This window comes from Rheinheimera tangshanensis (assembly GCF_014645135.1).
In the GTDB taxonomy this organism is placed as follows: Bacteria; Pseudomonadota; Gammaproteobacteria; order Enterobacterales; family Alteromonadaceae; genus Pararheinheimera; species Pararheinheimera tangshanensis.
Genome location: NZ_BMLH01000005.1, coordinates 183,678 through 199,895 on the forward strand (window position 1 = coordinate 183,678; position 16,218 = coordinate 199,895).

Sequence of the window (16,218 nt, forward strand, 5' to 3'; positions counted from 1 at the left end):
AGGCATTATGCGAATTGGTCTGATCGGTTGTGTGAAATCAAGCAAGATGGCGCTGGAGACATTGCTGGGAATAGAAAATATTCATGTCTGCGCAGTTATTACACGCCAAAGTTCTAGGTTAAACTCTGACTTCTTCGATTTATCACCAATCTGCAAATTACATAACATCCCCTATCACTTTGAAGTGCCGTCAGGGCAAGACAATTCAATATTATTTTTTCAGCAGTTTAACTTAGACTTAATATATTGCATTGGATGGAGTCATTTATTAAGTGAAAAAATGTTAAACCTATCAAAGCTAGGTGTCATTGGATTTCATCCAACAAAACTACCGCGTAACAGAGGGAGACATCCTATTATATGGTCCCTAGCGCTAGGTCTTGAAGAAACTGCTTCAACTTTTTTTAAAATGGATGCGGAAGCAGACTCCGGCCCTATCTTAAGTCAGGTAAATGTACCTATTAATCATTCAGATGACGCGCAAGATTTGTATAATCGAATTCTGGATGTCGCGAAAGAGCAGCTCGTAAGGCTAACGTTGCAGCTAACGACAGGCTCGGTCGAATACGTAATGCAGAACCAAATGCAGGCAAGTTACTGGAGAAAAAGAAGTCGCATAGATGGCGTTATCGATTTCAGAATGTCTGCGAATGCAATCTACAATTTGGTGCGAGCTCTAGCGCCGCCTTATCCTTGTGCCGAGTTAATATTTAAAGGAAAGTACATCCCCGTAGTAAGCGCGTCAATTGCAGAGGAAATATTTCCAGTAGATATCGAGCCAGGTTTTGTACTAGAAAGTCTTGATTCTCGTATTTTAGTAAAGACTTCTGACTCCGGTGCGATTTGGTTAAATGGCATATTTGAAAATTCTATAAGAGCAGGTGATTACTTATGAGCAAGATAATGATTGTAGCGCCTCATGCTGACGATGAAACTCTTGGTTGCGGAGGTACAATTTTAAAGTTAATAGCCCAAGGGCATGAGGTACACTGGTTGCTGGTAACGGGCATGAGTGCTTCATCAGGTTTTTCTAAGCAGCAGATCGACAGTCGTAAGAACGAAATTTATCGTGCTGCGAAAGTTTATGGCTTTGCTAAAGTGCATGAGCTAATGCTGCCTCCTGCACGCTTGGATACATTAGCGTTGGGACAAATCATAGATCCTCTCTGCCAAATAATTACCGAGGTTAAGCCTGAACAGGTATTTACCGCTTACCGTAACGATGCTCACAGTGATCATCAAATTGTTTATGATGCAGTAATGTCTGCGACTAAGAGTTTTCGTTACCCTTTTGTAAAAAAAGTTCTTGCGTATGAAACCATGTCAGAAACCAATTTTGGCTTAAAACCCGAAGATGGTGGTTTTAAGCCCAATGTATTTATTGATATCGGACTTTACTTACAAAAAAAGTTAGAAATTCTGAGTATTTTTTCTTCAGAGCTGGGGGAGTTTCCATTTCCTCGGTCGATAAAAGCCCTAGAAGCCTTAGCTCATATTCGTGGTGCACAATGCAATGCTGAAGCTGCTGAAGCATTTATGCTTATTAAGGAAGTGTCATGATTAAAATCATTGCCGAAGCAGGAGTAAACCATAATGGTAGCGAGGAACTCGCATTTAAATTGATAGATGCAGCCTTTGAAGCCGGCGCTGACATAGTTAAATTTCAGACCTTTAAAGCAGCCAATCTTGTCACCAAAACAGCAAGACAAGCGGAGTATCAGACAGCCAACACAGGTAAAAACGAGAGTCAGTTTGCTATGCTCTCTCGTCTCGAATTGTCATATCAGACTCACCATCGCCTGCTTAGCTATTGCCAAAAGTTAGGTATTGAGTTTTTGTCTACCGCTTTTGACAGTGAAAGCCTGAAATTTTTGACTGAGGATTTAAATTTAAAAACTTTAAAAATCCCATCCGGCGAGCTGACTAATGCCCCCTTTTTACTTGAGCATGCGCAGACAGGAGCAGACCTTATTTTGTCCACTGGTATGTCCACCCTAGGAGAGATAGAACAGGCTCTTGGAGTCATAGCCTTTGGACTCTTAGGTTGTGAAAATCTGCCTAGCCCGGAGGCTTTTCAAACGGCGTACTCTAGCTCTGAAGGCCAGGCATTGTTACAGAAAAAGGTGACTATTTTGCACTGTACCACCGAGTATCCAGCCCCTCTGGCTGAAATTAACCTAAAGGCAATCGATACTTTAGCAGCCGTTTTCAATTTAAAGGCAGGTTATTCGGATCATAGTGAGGGTATTATTGTACCTATAGCTGCGGCCGCCAGAGGAGCTTGTTTAATTGAAAAACACTATACCTTAGATCGGAATATGGATGGACCGGATCACAAAGCGTCGTTAGAGCCTGATGAACTGAAAGCCATGGTTAAAGCAATTCGGGATATTGAAAAGATTCTTGGTGATGGCAGAAAAGTTACAATGCCAAGTGAGCTAAAGAATAGGTCTATTGCTCGGAAAAGTCTGGTAGCTCAAGAGGATATTAAGCAAGGTGAATGCTTTAATGAAAAAAATCTCGGGATAAAACGCTCTGGAGATGGTTTAAGCCCCTATCTTTATTGGCAACTGCTCGGAAAAACAGCACGCAGAGCATACCTTGAAGGAGCTTCAATCATTGACTAAATCTATTGTGGTTCTGGGAGCAGGAGGTCATGCAGCTGTTTTAGTCGAAATGCTGATCACACAAAAGTTTGACATCAAAGCACTGGTAAGCCCTGACAAACCTAAAAATACAAACACCTTTGCAAATCTGGCGCATTGGCAAGATGAAGCTAAGATTTTAAAGCTTGATCCTAAAAGCATTTTGTTGGTCAATGGCATTGGCTCCATGCCACGCTCCCATGCCCGACAAGAGGTTTATAAAAAATTTACCGAAGCGGGATTTAAGTTTCTAACCTTGATATCTCCTCATGCCTTCGTATCCCCTTCAGTTGAAATCGGTTCAGGAGTACAGATAATGGCGGGAAGCATTATCCAAACAGGGTGTAAGATTGGTGATAATAGTATTGTGAATACGGGCGCTATTGTTGACCATGGCTGCCAAATCGGTCGCCATAATCATCTGGCTCCAGGTGCGACTCTTTCTGGTGAAGTGGTAACAGCTGAAGGGGTGCATATTGGCACAGGAGCTACTCTTATTCAGGGGATCCAGATCGCGGCTTTTAGCATAATTGGTGCGGGAGCCATAGTGACAAAATCAGTTACAGAAAAACAGATAATATATCCTGCTCGAAGCACTTCTAAGCCAATATAAGTGGGTGGTTCATGAAAAACTATGACTTAAAAAGTATTTGCGTTGCTCCCCATCACTCACTGAAACATGCTCTTGAAGTAATCAACAGCATGGCTCTGCGAATAACACTAGTTGTGAACGAACAACAGAGGCTAGTTGGAGTACTGACTGATGGTGACGTCCGTCGCGCATTGTTAGCGGGCAAGGACCTAAACTGTTTGGTGTCGGAAGCGATGAATCCAAGGCCACTCACTGTTTCTGCAAAAATCTCCAAAACACAGCTTATCGCCACAATGCAAAAAACTAGTCTTCTTGCTTTGCCAGTGGTAGATGAGCATGGTTTTTTGATCGGTTTAGAAGTTCTCAACGAACTATTGGCAACACCAAAGTATGATAATCCAGTATTTATCATGGCAGGGGGAACAGGAACCAGGTTACGTCCTTTGACGAACGACTGCCCTAAACCTATGTTAAAGGTGGGAGACAAACCAATTTTGGAGACTATTCTGCTGAGTTTTATCGACGCAGGCTTTTATCGTTTTTATATTTCAACTCATTATTTGCCAGAAATTATCGAAGACTATTTTGGAAATGGTGAAAAATGGGGTATAGAGCTGACTTATGTTCATGAAGATGAACCTTTGGGAACTGGTGGAGCTCTTGGTCTGCTGCCAACAAACATCCCTAATTTGCCTTTGATTATGATTAATGGCGATATTCTTACCAATGTTGATTTTTCTAAGCTGCTGCAGTTTCATCAGCAATATTTGCCAGTGGCGACGATGGGCGTCAGGGAATATGAATATCAAGTCCCTTATGGTGTTATCCAAGGAGATGGCTTATTGATCAATAGCATGGTGGAGAAGCCTATCCAACGTTACTTTGTAAACGCCGGTATTTATGTTGTAAGCCCCCAACTATTTAAGGCAGTCCCCAAAGGGGTACGGGTTGATATGCCTACACTTTTAGAAAACGAGATAGCAAAAAACAAACAAGTTTGCATGTACCCTATCCATGAATATTGGCTCGATATCGGTCGTATAGATGATTTTCAAAAAGCACAATTAGATATTAACGGGATCTAAATGTTAAAAGTTGCCATCATTCCCGCCAGAGGAGGAAGCAAACGTCTGCCTCAAAAAAATATATTACCTCTCAATGGAAAACCCTTAATTGCTTGGACCATAGAGGCCGCTATCGCAAGCCAAATTTTTGATCATGTTTTTGTAAGCACAGATTGCCCTCAGATCAGAGATATTGCAGAGAGATATGGTGCAGAAACACCTTTTTTACGACCAAAAGAACTAGCATCCGATGAAGCTACCACAGAAGCTGTAGTACAAAATATGCTTCAATTTTTACAGAATAGTGGTAAAAAAGTAGATATGGTCGCGATTTTACAACCTACATCACCGCTAAGAGACGCTAATCATATTAAAAATGCTGTACGGCTCTATCATGAAAAACAAGCCAAAGCCATAGTTTCAGTATGTCAATTAGAGCATCCATACCAATACTGCAATACGCTAACTGCAGATCTGAGTCTTGAAAACTTTATAAAAGCAGAGAATTTAAGGCGAACTCAAGAACTGCCTGCCTATTTTAGACTTAATGGTGCTATCTATCTGTTGAGCAGTGATGTATTCGATGATTTCAAAGCTCTTTATCGTCAAGGCTCGTTTGCTTACGTGATGCCAAAAAATATCTCAATTGATATTGATGATCAGTATGATTTTGAACTTGCCCAGATGATGCAAAAATTAAATGAAAAATATCTGTAACAGTCTTTCAGCATCGTCCCCTGATTAAACTCTACTTTAGTGACTGTATTTGGAAAAAGGTCATTAGCGCTCTTTTCATCTCATCTTTCCATTATTAATTCTGGATAACCCCATTGGGTTGGCAAAACGCCCGCCAGCTCACAACTTGCACAGCTGGCGCAACCTGCCTAATTTTCGCTGATATCTCAGCCTCGTGTTTACCTTCAATACAATTGATCACCAGATCCACTGGCATGGTGCCAAGCTCGCTAATGGCAACTAGTGGGAACGCTACACCTGGCGGTATATGTTCAGGGTTAGAAACCACATAACAAAGCACTTCAAGCTGTTGCTGTTGTGCTAGAAGACTTAAAGCCTGTGACAATTCCCTAGTGCCAAAAATAGCAATTTTTTTCTTGGCCCATTGCCTAAGATTGAACTTGTCATCCAAAACGTTGAGAAGTAACTGTTTGAGATCATTGCTATTATGCATTTGAAGCGCTAGCTTTTCAGACAGCTCCTGCTGACTATCATCTCCATCAAGCAGCTCATCTATGATTGCGTGCTGACGCATCATGGCGACTCTGTTATCACTACTGCTGCTCATTCCTTCTAAGCTGAATTTAGCAACGACTCTTTCAGTCACAAAACCAGTGGTATGGCGTAGTACTTTTTTCATAAAGTACATGTCCGCAGCTATGCTGAAACATTCATTAAAAAGACCAAACCGATCAAATAACTCACGTCGGCAAAAAAAGCCCTGATGACAAGGTCGCCTGTTATTTTGGCTGGAGTCATTTTGCAGAGTGAAATAGCTTTTCCCAGTCTTTGCATCATGGCATAACACAGAACCGAAGTAATACTGATGCTCATCGGAAATAGCAGACAACACATCAGCAATCACACTGTTGTCATAAAAGCAGTCATCTGAATTCAAAAAATAAACCAGATCACCAGTAGCCAAGGCCACGCCCCGATTAAAGGCATGATAAATACCTCTGTCTTTTTCAGAAACTATGGTGCTGACATGAGGATACTGATTCACCAAAGCCAAAGTTGCGTCTTTTGATCGACCATCGACGATAATGTGTTCAATATTTGCTAAAGCGGTTTGATTTGCCACGCTGTCAAGACAGGCTTTTAAAGTGGACTCACTGTTATATGTTGCCGTAATTATTGAAACTTTCATTAAGCTATCACCATAAAGTGCTTCCACTCCTCCCAACCTTCAAGAGTCAAAAAGTGACATATCTGATCTCGCACTGGTTGTGCTGCGACTATAACTGAATCATGTATTTTATTTAATTCAGCTTCGTTTATGTTTACTACAGGATATACATTATCAGCAATACTAACTGGAGTTTTATGCTCTTTATCTAAAAAGGCAGAGACCAAAATGTCTCGCTTTAATAGATTTCTGGCCAAAGATTGAGCAAGTTGACCGCTACCATATATAAAAATATTCTTTGAACGTACAACAGCCTTGATGGCATCCAGTTTAAAATCAACTATCACATTTAGTCCCTCATCGATAGTTGATTCAGTTGTTGTTGCGGTAGTTGAAGAATTGCTTACACGCATGCGGACCAGATATTCAGGAATACAACCTAGTACATATCCGCGATTTAACATAGTGTAAAATAAATAATAATCTTCGAAAATCCTGCTGTTTGGGTATCCAATATCTTTAATGGAACTTGTTTTTCCCATATAGGTTGTATGAGGAAAGCATGACCAACGTCTAAGCTCGCGATGTATTAATTCGGCTGTATTGACCGAATTAATTTCGTGTTCTTTTACTTTCTTAAAAAGTGTGTATCGTTCGGACTGCGCAACGATATCGTTATCAGGAAAATAATCAATGTAGCTTTTGACAAGTGACACATGCTGATTCTCTTGTAAGTAGGCTAGCTGTTTACTAAATCTTTCGGGCGAACTGATATCATCAGAATCTACTTTCGCAATATAGGGAGTAGTAATGAGCTCCAGCGCCTGACTTAGTCTTGCTCCTACGCCAATATTATCCTTATATTGATAAAATCGAATTCGACTGTCAGAAATTCCCTTAATGCGTGCACAAGTCTCATCTGTGGAACCATCATCAAGGATCAAAAACTCAAAATTTGTATAACTTTGAGCCAATATACTTTTAATAGTGTCTTCCACTGTTGAAGCACAATTATAGGTTGTCATCAGTGCAGTGATTGTCGGAGCCACCATTATGTAAGCTCCTTACTTAACTGAGTAATAACTGCCACAGCCTGCTTAATCGCTGTAGATGATATATTTTTTGTTCTCGGCAGATAGACCACATTACATAGTGTCTTTAGTTCGTCAAACTTACCTTCCCAATCGTCTCCCATTACGAAAGTATCTATTTGATATTCAAGGATATCTCTTTCCTTTTGGCTCCAGCTAGACTCGGGGATGACTAAATCTACATAACGACAACTTTCCAGAACTTTGACACGATGCTCGTAGGGGACTATGGTCGTTTTGTTTTTTTCCTGCAGGTTAAACTCATCTGTGGAAACCGCAACAACAAGACGGTCTCCCAGCTCTCTTGCTCGCTTGAGTAAGTTCACATGACCTACATGAAATAAATCAAAAGTCCCATATGTGATAACAGTCTTCATGCATCATCCTTTTTGAGCTTGATCAAATGGGTAGTGAAACAGAACGATTTAATGACATTCTCTATCTTTGCCCATTCTCAGCACTTTTGTAAAAAAGGTACGCGGGTCTGGTCGAAAGCAAGTGGATCCTGTAGATAAGAATCTGCCGCCTCCTGCAGGTAATCACGCCATATTTGTACTATTTGATTAAAATTATCCAGCAATTCAACAGAGTCTTCATCGAGTCCCGAAGCAATTTTTGTAAGAATCCCGGAAATATAATTTGCGCTGCCATAAAACAAACTAAAGGTGAGATTTTTATCGAGCAGTCCACAAGCTCGGATCAAGGTCCATTGTTCGCGAATCAATTTGCGGGCAGAAACCCCATCTGTAACATCAACTGCGACTAACTCTTGCCATCTATTGAGTGTGTCATTCAAAGCATCCATAGAAAAACTATGAAAAATCATGTCAGAATAAGAACTGAGTTCAGGATGAAATGTCAGCGTTACCAATTCTTCAATCAGCTTACTTTTCGGCTGTTGCAATGGTTTTAACAGGATATTTTCTGGCGGCAAAGCCAAAGAGCCTTTTATTTTTGCACCATCACTACAGTTGTATACTTCAATCCTCTCAGGCGCCTTGCTGATCGCTTGTTCCATCAGTTTACGCGCTACCTCAAATTCCTTTTTTGTGAAAACTACAGGCCTAAAGTTGCCGGCAACAACAGGCCCTCCGCCATGCAATGATTTATAGTCATACGTCTGAGAACCATCTTCCTTGTAGTATGCGGAAAACTTTGAGTGATGACTGTTTATATCCACGAAACCCAAGTCGACTCCCATCAGGTAATAATCCCTAAACCCCCATTGAATAAAATAATTCATCACGAGGTTGGTCACTGTTGGGTAAGCATAAGCTAATTGCTTGATCTGGATCCCCCGCTTAGTTAGCCCGGAATTAAATACGAAAGTAGAGGCTTCTCCTTCTTTCATACATAATAAAGTTTGCTTGAATAAGGCTGCGCTGTCTGGGTGGATACCATTAACGCTTAGTAGCGTAATCTGTTTAAGGTAATCCTTATCATCAACTTGTGTAATCCAGTCATAGGTGGCACGGTTCTGTTCTATTTCTGCATGAAAATCTGGCCTGATACCATTACGGTATAAAGATCGTAGTGCGGTTCCACAGCTAACAATAACTGCATTATTCTGATGTTCTTTTAGGTAAGGTAGCAAAGTATCTAAACTAGGGCCGTTGCCTATCACAAATACAGGTAAATTTTTACTTATTGACGACGCTGCAGAATCGGACTTTTGCAATTTCATAAACCGATGGCCAGCACTCAGGCTATGATAAGTGTGAGCTATACCATAACGAGCATGGTCAAAATATTCACCTAAAGCCAAAACTACAGCAAGTTCTGAACGCAACTCATGGATCGCTGAACTCATTTTCTTATTGTAATAGCTACTCATTAAATAAGTATCGGCGATAGAATAGGCTCCAACCTGATAAAACTGCCCCATCAGATCATAAAAATACTGACTGCCATCGCCTCCTAGATTCAAATAGAGTCTCTGATCACCTGAACTGAATTTATCAACAATTGCTTGCCAATCCGTCTGGAAAAGACTTGCATAAAAGAAATCCAAATTAGGCTCACAAATATAGAGCTTATTCACCTTATGTTTTTGCAATAAAAGTTCAATGTGTCTGCCAAGACCAATACCGAAAACAATCAGCGACTCAACAGTTTCTGGTAAGACACCTTTCTTAATGAGCGTCTTTTCAAGGATGGGTCTCATTTTAGTGACTGCTTTAAAATGAGTGTATTGGGCAAGCTTGCCACCTGAACGAAGCCCTAAAATAACATCGTCTTTAAAGGGATGATTACTGAAGTATTCAACTAATTGCTCTGATTCATATTCCTGATCACCATACAAAAGCGCCTGGCGCTCTGTATGAAGTAAATTCAATTGCTGCTTATCTTGAACCAAAAGCCAACGCTTGGGCTTATGCAGATGGATCTCTTTATAGACCCCAGGATAGTATTGGCGCAGCACCTCAAGATTACGTTCAAAAAGCTGTTGCCTGGCGGCAGTATCTGCTGGTTCCGGGGCATAATTAGCTAAAACATGCCCGCTTCGCTCAGGAACATAATCCAACGCATCAGTGTACTCAGTGAACTGATGACCACTGTTAGTCAGTGCAGCAAAATCTCCTGAATGATCGTGAAGAAAATTAAATACGTTATCCATCATCGGATGAAACTGGTGTCGGTACAAATATACTTTGTCCAAAGTACCGTCAAAAGCCAAAAGCTCCTTGAGCTCTTCGGTTATTCCTGTAGCAGCGGACCCCATCTGTAAAAATATACGTGTATTACTAAAAGCAATAATCTCTAATAACTCACGCCAGTTGGCTACCTGCAAAGAACTGATAAGAAAATCCAACTCTGGTTCATAGACAATCAGATAACGAGGCTGACAACGTTTCACTAATTCATGCAGATGGTGTCCAAGCCCCATACCAAAGACTATAACCGCGTCAGGTTCTGAAGGTAATTTTTCAACACCAGCCTTTGCGCCTTGTGTAGTTAAGTGAATGTAATTCGCGGCACTAATAAAGGACTGAACCTCTTGCTGAACTTCCTGATGGACGTGCTCTGAGTAAAATGTACGCCCAGTGTTAAATTCAACTAAATTGAGCTCGCCACTTCGATTGCAAAAAAGGGAATAGCGCTCAGATTTATGATTATTCACTATGTCTATTAAGCTGGGGATATAAGTTTTGATGGCGTCAATATTTTGGCGAGTAGTATTTAATATTGCTGATGCTACATCTTTTTCAGCTTGTAGTTGCAATGTGTCGTCGTCGGACAACTGATAATTAATGTACTTCAGCATAAAAGCCTTTGATCCTGTCAGTTATAATCACTATAGCTTTTATGTGCTTTTTTTCCTTTTTGAAGTTGTAACATCATGGCCGCTATAGCACTACGTTCAGCTTGAACTAATTCTGTCACCAGATTAATCCATTGCAAATTGTCTGCCAAGAGAGACTCGCGCTGCTGGGGTTCAATGGTTTCTTCCAAACAGCGTTGAAGTAAAGAATGGTAAGAGCTTAATGTCAGCTCTAAATCGGCTACAGCATAAGCTTCTTGTTCCAACAGACTGAAGACAGCTTGCTGAGCCGATTTTAATTGTTCCAGAGACATCAGGCGGACGCCAATGCCTGTTGTTGTTCTTTTTCTGCCAACAACTGAAAGCCATGTTGTCTGTCAGCTACAGGTATAGCATCCCAGCCAGATTTAATCTTAATCATGATTTCGATGACATCGTCAACCTTAACCGTACTATTTTCACGGCTGGCATGCATCAGATGATTCACCATAAAGTCATATAAAGACCATAGGTTTTCTGATACCTCTCCGCCAGCAGCCATATCAAGTGAGTTCTGTAAGGCAGAGATTATGCTCATCGCCTTTGACACAGTTCTGGACTTTTCCGCGAAGTCTTTGCGCTCCATCGCACCTTTGGCTTTAGCCATATTTTCAAGTGAACCCTGCATCAATAACTGGATGATGCGGTGTGGATCTGCAACGGCCAAATCGTCTTTAATTCCAACAGATTTGTATGCCTTAATACCATAACTCATAGAAAGTTCCTGTTAATTATATTTAGGTAACGATGCAAGTTGCGACACCAACATACTTGAAGTGCTTTGTAACTGACCTAAGGTAGAATCAAGTGCACCATAGCGTTGTCGTAACGTTTCTTCGTAGCTTTCTATATATCGTTCAAATGCATCACGATCTTTAGTATTTTTCTTTAATTGTTCTTGAAGCGACGTTTCTTTGTTCACCAAAATCCCATCGCGGGCAGTAAATTGCGAAATAAGGCCGTCTAAGGATTCGCTAATACCATCAGTACCACCAAACAGGTCGGCAATCTTGTCATAATTGTTCTCAAGCGCATTATCAAAACGAGTACGACCAGAATCACCACCATACAAACTGGTGGTTGAAATTTCCATTTTGCCCTGTTCATTAAAGGTGATCCCCAAGGCATACAAATTATTAATCTCATTGCCGCCAGATGAAAAAACACCGCCTAAGCTTTTTGTAACTTGGTTCATAATACTACGAACCATAGGGTCACCGCTTAAAGCTCCCCCCTCAGAGAGAACAGTTTTACCATCGTCCCCCAGGGTACGATTCTTGGTTAAACTATCGACTTCTGTGATCAACGCGTTATAAGCCGAGATAAAAGCCTGAATTTTCTCTTCAGCAGCTTTCTTGTCAGTCGCTATAGTCAAAGTGGCATTGTTGTCTGTGGGTGTCACTGCTAACACTTTTAATTCAGTATCCTGAATAGCGTTAGTAAAAGTATTAGTTTTACTTTTTACACTGATACCATCAATCTCAACTTCAGCGTCACCTGCACCAATAGCAACCTCTAGCCCACCGGAACCATCTAACGTACTGCCATTAGCTACAGTTGATAATGCATCCAGTGCAGCATTGTTATTGCTGATCTTAAGATCATTACCTTCACCGGTGATAGAGGAGTTCAAAACTAATTTTGTACCGGTTCCATCACCTGCATTGATAATGTTAGCCGTTACACCAAAATTTCCTGTCGCGCTGTTTAACGCTTTACGAAAGTCATCTAGGGTCATGTTTGCTTTAACATCGACGTCAAAGCTTTTACCACCAGCTTCAAAAGTTAACTTGCCTGCAGTGGTACTGATTACAGCATTGGCGCCGCTGTATGCGTTATCAGGACTTTCGATTCTGCTCCCTGTGGCTATAGACTTTACTTTGATGTCGAAATTACCGGCAGCAGCTGTACCGCTGGATTTCGCTTCCAGGTAGGTCTTAGTGTCAGTGGGTTGTTTTATTGTTGTGGTTCTGGATCTGAGCTTATCTTCGCCCAAGGCAACTGAAGCATCTTTGAGCTTAGTCAAGGCGGACTTTAATTTACCGAAACCAGAAAGAGTTGAATCAAGCTCCTTTTTCGTTGTGTCCAGACGGCTTACTTTACTATCCCGCTCCACTTTAACTAACTGTGTTACAAGACTTTCTAGGTCAAGCCCTGATGCAGCACCTAACGACCGGATTGCCATGATTCATCCTCTCTTATATCGTTTTATCGAACATCAAACCTGTCGCAGAACCAAGATCTTCCTGTAATCTCTTGATTGCCTTTGCCATAGTCAGTACTTCTTCAGATGGGATCTGACGAATAACCTCTTTGGTTTCAAAATCAATGACTTTAACTACAGGCTTGCCTGATTCTTCATCGACAGAAAAATTTAAAGTACGCCCCTGAGAATTCACAAATTGATTGATATTCTCAACGGCTTCCCCTAATTCATCCAGAGTAACATTCTGCTGTACCTGCTCTTGAGGTTCTGCTTTTGTTGTACCCTGTATTTGAATTGCCTCAGAACTATTCTTAACTTTGTTCAGCTCGGCTGCACCATTAGCCACAGCGGCAGTCGCCGTCGGCTGATAACCAAAATTACCTGTGATTACTGAACTCATATGCATCTACCTCTTTATCGGCAAAATTGGCGAAGACTTTAATAAGCCCTCGCCTTTTTCACTGTTAGCCTAATAAGGATAGTGCAGTTTGAGGTCTGGTGTTAGCCTGAGACAGGATAGTAGTACTTGCCTGCTGCAATATCTGTGCCCGTGTCAACTCAGCGGTTTCTTTGGCAAAGTCTGTATCACGAATACGGCTACGTGCAGAAGACACGTTTTCGGCGATGTTACTTAAGTTACGAATGGTCGACTGGAAACGGTTTTGAATCGCACCCAGGTCAGCACGTTGTGTATCAATAGTTTTAATCGCAGCATCGATGCTGGCGATAGCCGCAGAAGCTCCACCTACTGTAGCAACAGTTAAAGTCCCGATGCTCAATCCTGAAGTACCAAAACCACCTGTACGAGACATATTAACGGAAATGTTCTGTCCGGCGTTCGCACCAACCAGGAATTTTGCAGAAAATTTACCATCTAATAAGTTAACGCCACCAAACTGAGTTGTATCTTTGATACGGTTAATTTCAGTTTTCAGTGCAGAGACTTCTTTCTGCAGTGCTGTACGGTCACCTGAACTGTTGATACCGTTTTGCGATTGCACAGCCAAAGTACGAATACGTTGTAAAGAGTTAGTAATTTCCTCCATCGCACCTTCAGCAGTCTGAGCTAAAGAAATACCATCATTGGCATTACTAATAGCCTGGTTCAGACCATTGATCTGAGAAGATAAACGGTTACTAATTTGCAAACCTGCAGCATCGTCTGCCGCACTGTTGATACGAAAACCTGAAGATAAACGTTTGAACGAAGTATCCAAAGAACTACCAGAGGATAATAACTGACGTTGCGCATTTAACGCGGATACGTTGGTGTTTACTGCTAAAGCCATAAGTCACTCCTTAAGTTGTCACGAGTCTGCAAACCCTGAAACAACTTTATTGTTAAGCGGAACCCCGCAAATTTCGCCAAACTGCAATTTGGCTTAACTAGCTATCGGCAACCAACTTCAGAACTTTAATAAAAAAAGGCATTTTTTTTCCACCACGCGGCAATTATTTTCACTTTCCCTTATTTTTCATATGGTTAAAATTTAAATTATTTTCAAAATAAATAAAAAACTAGTTCTGACTGAACGAAATAAACTCCATTAAAAAAAGCGGATCCTGTAAGGATCCGCTTTTTTTGCTGCCTGATTAACGCCGCTGTTAGCCTAACAGTGACAAGGCTGCCTGCGGGCGCTGATTTGCCTGTGACAGAATCGTCGTACTGGCCTGCTGCAGGATCTGCGAACGAGTCAATTCTGCAGTTTCCTTGGCAAAGTCTGTATCTCTGATCCGGCTGCGGGCGGAAGATACGTTTTCAACTATATTACTTAAGTTACGAATAGTTGACTGAAAACGGTTTTGTATTGCACCTAAATCAGCTCGTTTTGAGTCAATAGTTTTAATAGCTGCATCAACACTGGCAATAGCAGCAGATGCCTCCCCTACGCTCGCCACACTTAACGAAGTCAGGCTTAAACCAGAAGTACCAAAACCAGCTGTACGGGACATATTCACTGATATATTCTGCCCAGCATTAGCACCAACCAGAAATTTAGCTGAGAACTTACCATCCAGTAAATTAACACCACCAAACTGCGTGGTGTCTTTAATACGGTTGATCTCTGTCTTTAAAGCTGACACTTCTTTTTGTAGCGCAGTTCTGTCTCCGGAACTGTTGATACCATTTTGCGACTGTACCGCCAAGGTACGGATACGCTGCAATGAGCTTGTAATTTCTTCCATTGCGCCTTCAGCCGTTTGAGCTAAAGAAATACCGTCATTGGCATTACTTATCGCCTGGTTCAAGCCGTTGATCTGAGAAGATAAACGGTTGCTGATTTGTAAACCAGCAGCATCGTCAGCAGCGCTGTTGATGCGAAAACCTGATGATAAGCGTTTAAAAGACGTATCAAGCGAGCCGCCAGAATTGATTAACTGACGTTGTGCATTTAACGCTGATACGTTGGTGTTTACAAATAATGACATAGGGTCATCCTCCGGTTAGTGTATATGTAGCCATTTAGCCTTTCCTTTTTCCTTTAACGTCGTGTCGGATTGACCTGAACAAGCGACGTCATAAAGTCGGTGATCAGTGGTCGTGAAGTTTTTCACTGACCACATATGAAGTCATTTTTATAAAATCAGGAGAACTCTATTAACCGCCTAACAGCGACAGTGCTGCCTGTGGCCGCTGATTTGCCTGCGATAAAATAGTGGTGCCAGCCTGCTGTAAAATCTGAGCACGAGTCAGCTCTGCTGTCTCTTTCGCAAAATCTGTGTCCCGGATCCGGCTGCGTGCTGAGGAGATATTCTCCACAATGTTGGACAAATTTCGGATCGTTGACTGGAAGCGGTTTTGAATCGCACCCAAATCTGCCCTTTTGCTGTCAATCGCCTCTATGGCCGCATCAACAGAGGTGATAGCCGCAGATGCCAATCCAGTTGATGCGACTGACAACGGAGTAATACTCAGCCCCGAAGTACCGTAGCCATTGGTTCTTGATATGTTCACGCTGATCGTTTGGCCCGCGTTTGCTCCGACCAAAAAGGTTGAAGAATACTTACCATCCAGTAAGTTCACGCCACCAAACTGAGTAGTGCTTGCAATACGGTTTATTTCAGTTTTCAGGGCCGATACTTCTTTTTGTAAGGCCGCACGGTCACCTGAGCTGTTGATACCGTTTTGAGACTGAATCGCCAGAGTTCGGATACGTTGCAGAGCGTTGGTGATCTCTTCCATCGCACCTTCAGCTGTCTGCGCTAACGAGATACCGTCGTTCGCATTACTGATGCCCTGGTTCAAACCATTAATCTGTGACGTTAAACGGTTGCTGATCTGTAAGCCTGCAGCATCATCCGCTGCACTATTGATACGAAAACCAGAGGATAAACGTTGGAACGATACGTCTAATGATTTTCCTGAATTGATTAACTGCCGCTGAGCATTTAATGCTGAAATATTACTATTAACAAATAAGGCCATTTTATTTTCTCCTGAACATTATAATATA

At 41.6% G+C, this 16,218-nt stretch carries 17 protein-coding genes; 6 read left to right on the plus strand and 11 right to left on the minus strand.

What is annotated here, in order from left to right:
- Window positions 1-7: 7 nt before the first annotated feature.
- The 6 genes from IEW88_RS11505 to IEW88_RS11530 are packed head-to-tail and all read left to right on the plus strand — an operon-like array spanning window position 8 to window position 5,018.
- Entirely contained in the window at window positions 8-895 is an 888-nt protein-coding gene (locus tag IEW88_RS11505; protein ID WP_147904350.1) for a formyltransferase family protein, read from the plus strand.
- Window positions 892-1,560, plus strand: coding sequence for a PIG-L deacetylase family protein (locus IEW88_RS11510; RefSeq protein ID WP_147904349.1), 669 nt, complete (start codon window positions 892-894; stop codon window positions 1,558-1,560). Before IEW88_RS11505 ends, IEW88_RS11510 begins: the two co-directional genes overlap by 4 nt.
- Window positions 1,557-2,627, plus strand: coding sequence for an N-acetylneuraminate synthase (gene neuB / locus IEW88_RS11515; RefSeq protein WP_147904348.1), 1,071 nt, complete (start codon window positions 1,557-1,559; stop codon window positions 2,625-2,627). The genes IEW88_RS11510 and neuB overlap by 4 nt, the downstream gene beginning before the upstream one ends.
- Window positions 2,620-3,258 (plus strand): acetyltransferase, encoded by a 639-nt coding sequence (locus IEW88_RS11520; protein WP_147904347.1) that lies wholly within the window; start codon window positions 2,620-2,622, stop codon window positions 3,256-3,258. Before neuB ends, IEW88_RS11520 begins: the two co-directional genes overlap by 8 nt.
- Before the next feature lie 11 nt (window positions 3,259-3,269).
- Complete coding sequence (locus IEW88_RS11525) at window positions 3,270-4,322, plus strand: nucleotidyltransferase family protein (protein WP_147904346.1); 1,053 nt, start codon at window positions 3,270-3,272, stop codon at window positions 4,320-4,322.
- On the plus strand, window positions 4,323-5,018 hold the full coding sequence (locus IEW88_RS11530) for an acylneuraminate cytidylyltransferase family protein (RefSeq protein ID WP_147904345.1): 696 nt from the start codon (window positions 4,323-4,325) through the stop codon (window positions 5,016-5,018).
- Window positions 5,019-5,112: 94 nt separating this feature from the next.
- Here the strand turns inward: IEW88_RS11530 and IEW88_RS11535 are convergent, their stop codons facing one another.
- The 11 genes from IEW88_RS11535 to IEW88_RS11585 all read right to left on the minus strand — a co-directional run bounded on the left by IEW88_RS11535 (window position 5,113) and on the right by IEW88_RS11585 (window position 16,190).
- A complete protein-coding gene (locus tag IEW88_RS11535) occupies window positions 5,113-6,213 on the minus strand; it encodes a glycosyltransferase family 2 protein (protein WP_147904344.1) in 1,101 nt (366 codons plus the stop codon).
- Window positions 6,186-7,217: a glycosyltransferase family 2 protein gene (locus tag IEW88_RS11540; RefSeq protein WP_147904343.1), complete on the minus strand. Its 1,032-nt coding sequence runs from the start codon at window positions 7,215-7,217 to the stop codon at window positions 6,186-6,188. The genes IEW88_RS11535 and IEW88_RS11540 overlap by 28 nt, the downstream gene beginning before the upstream one ends.
- Entirely contained in the window at window positions 7,217-7,633 is a 417-nt protein-coding gene (tagD, locus tag IEW88_RS11545; protein ID WP_147904342.1) for a glycerol-3-phosphate cytidylyltransferase, read from the minus strand. The genes IEW88_RS11540 and tagD overlap by 1 nt, the downstream gene beginning before the upstream one ends.
- Window positions 7,634-7,710: 77 nt before the next feature.
- Window positions 7,711-10,521: a 6-hydroxymethylpterin diphosphokinase MptE-like protein gene (locus tag IEW88_RS11550; protein WP_147904341.1), complete on the minus strand. Its 2,811-nt coding sequence runs from the start codon at window positions 10,519-10,521 to the stop codon at window positions 7,711-7,713.
- 17 nt (window positions 10,522-10,538) lie between these two features.
- Entirely contained in the window at window positions 10,539-10,832 is a 294-nt protein-coding gene (locus tag IEW88_RS11555; protein WP_147904340.1) for a hypothetical protein, read from the minus strand.
- Entirely contained in the window at window positions 10,832-11,272 is a 441-nt protein-coding gene (gene fliS, locus IEW88_RS11560) for a flagellar export chaperone FliS (protein WP_147904339.1), read from the minus strand. The genes IEW88_RS11555 and fliS overlap by 1 nt, the downstream gene beginning before the upstream one ends.
- Before the next feature lie 12 nt (window positions 11,273-11,284).
- A complete protein-coding gene (fliD, locus tag IEW88_RS11565) occupies window positions 11,285-12,742 on the minus strand; it encodes a flagellar filament capping protein FliD (RefSeq protein ID WP_147904338.1) in 1,458 nt (485 codons plus the stop codon).
- Between the two features lie 13 nt (window positions 12,743-12,755).
- Window positions 12,756-13,163, minus strand: a complete 408-nt coding sequence (locus tag IEW88_RS11570; protein ID WP_053424498.1) for a flagellar protein FlaG — start codon at window positions 13,161-13,163, stop codon at window positions 12,756-12,758.
- Between the two features lie 64 nt (window positions 13,164-13,227).
- Window positions 13,228-14,052: a flagellin N-terminal helical domain-containing protein gene (locus IEW88_RS11575; RefSeq protein WP_147904337.1), complete on the minus strand. Its 825-nt coding sequence runs from the start codon at window positions 14,050-14,052 to the stop codon at window positions 13,228-13,230.
- A 316-nt stretch (window positions 14,053-14,368) separates the two neighbouring features.
- Window positions 14,369-15,193 carry a flagellin N-terminal helical domain-containing protein gene (locus tag IEW88_RS11580; RefSeq protein WP_147904336.1) on the minus strand — a complete coding sequence of 275 codons (825 nt, stop codon included), beginning with the start codon at window positions 15,191-15,193 and terminating at the stop codon, window positions 14,369-14,371.
- A gap of 169 nt (window positions 15,194-15,362) precedes the next feature.
- On the minus strand, window positions 15,363-16,190 hold the full coding sequence (locus tag IEW88_RS11585; protein WP_188713508.1) for a flagellin N-terminal helical domain-containing protein: 828 nt from the start codon (window positions 16,188-16,190) through the stop codon (window positions 15,363-15,365).
- Window positions 16,191-16,218: the final 28 nt, after the last annotated feature.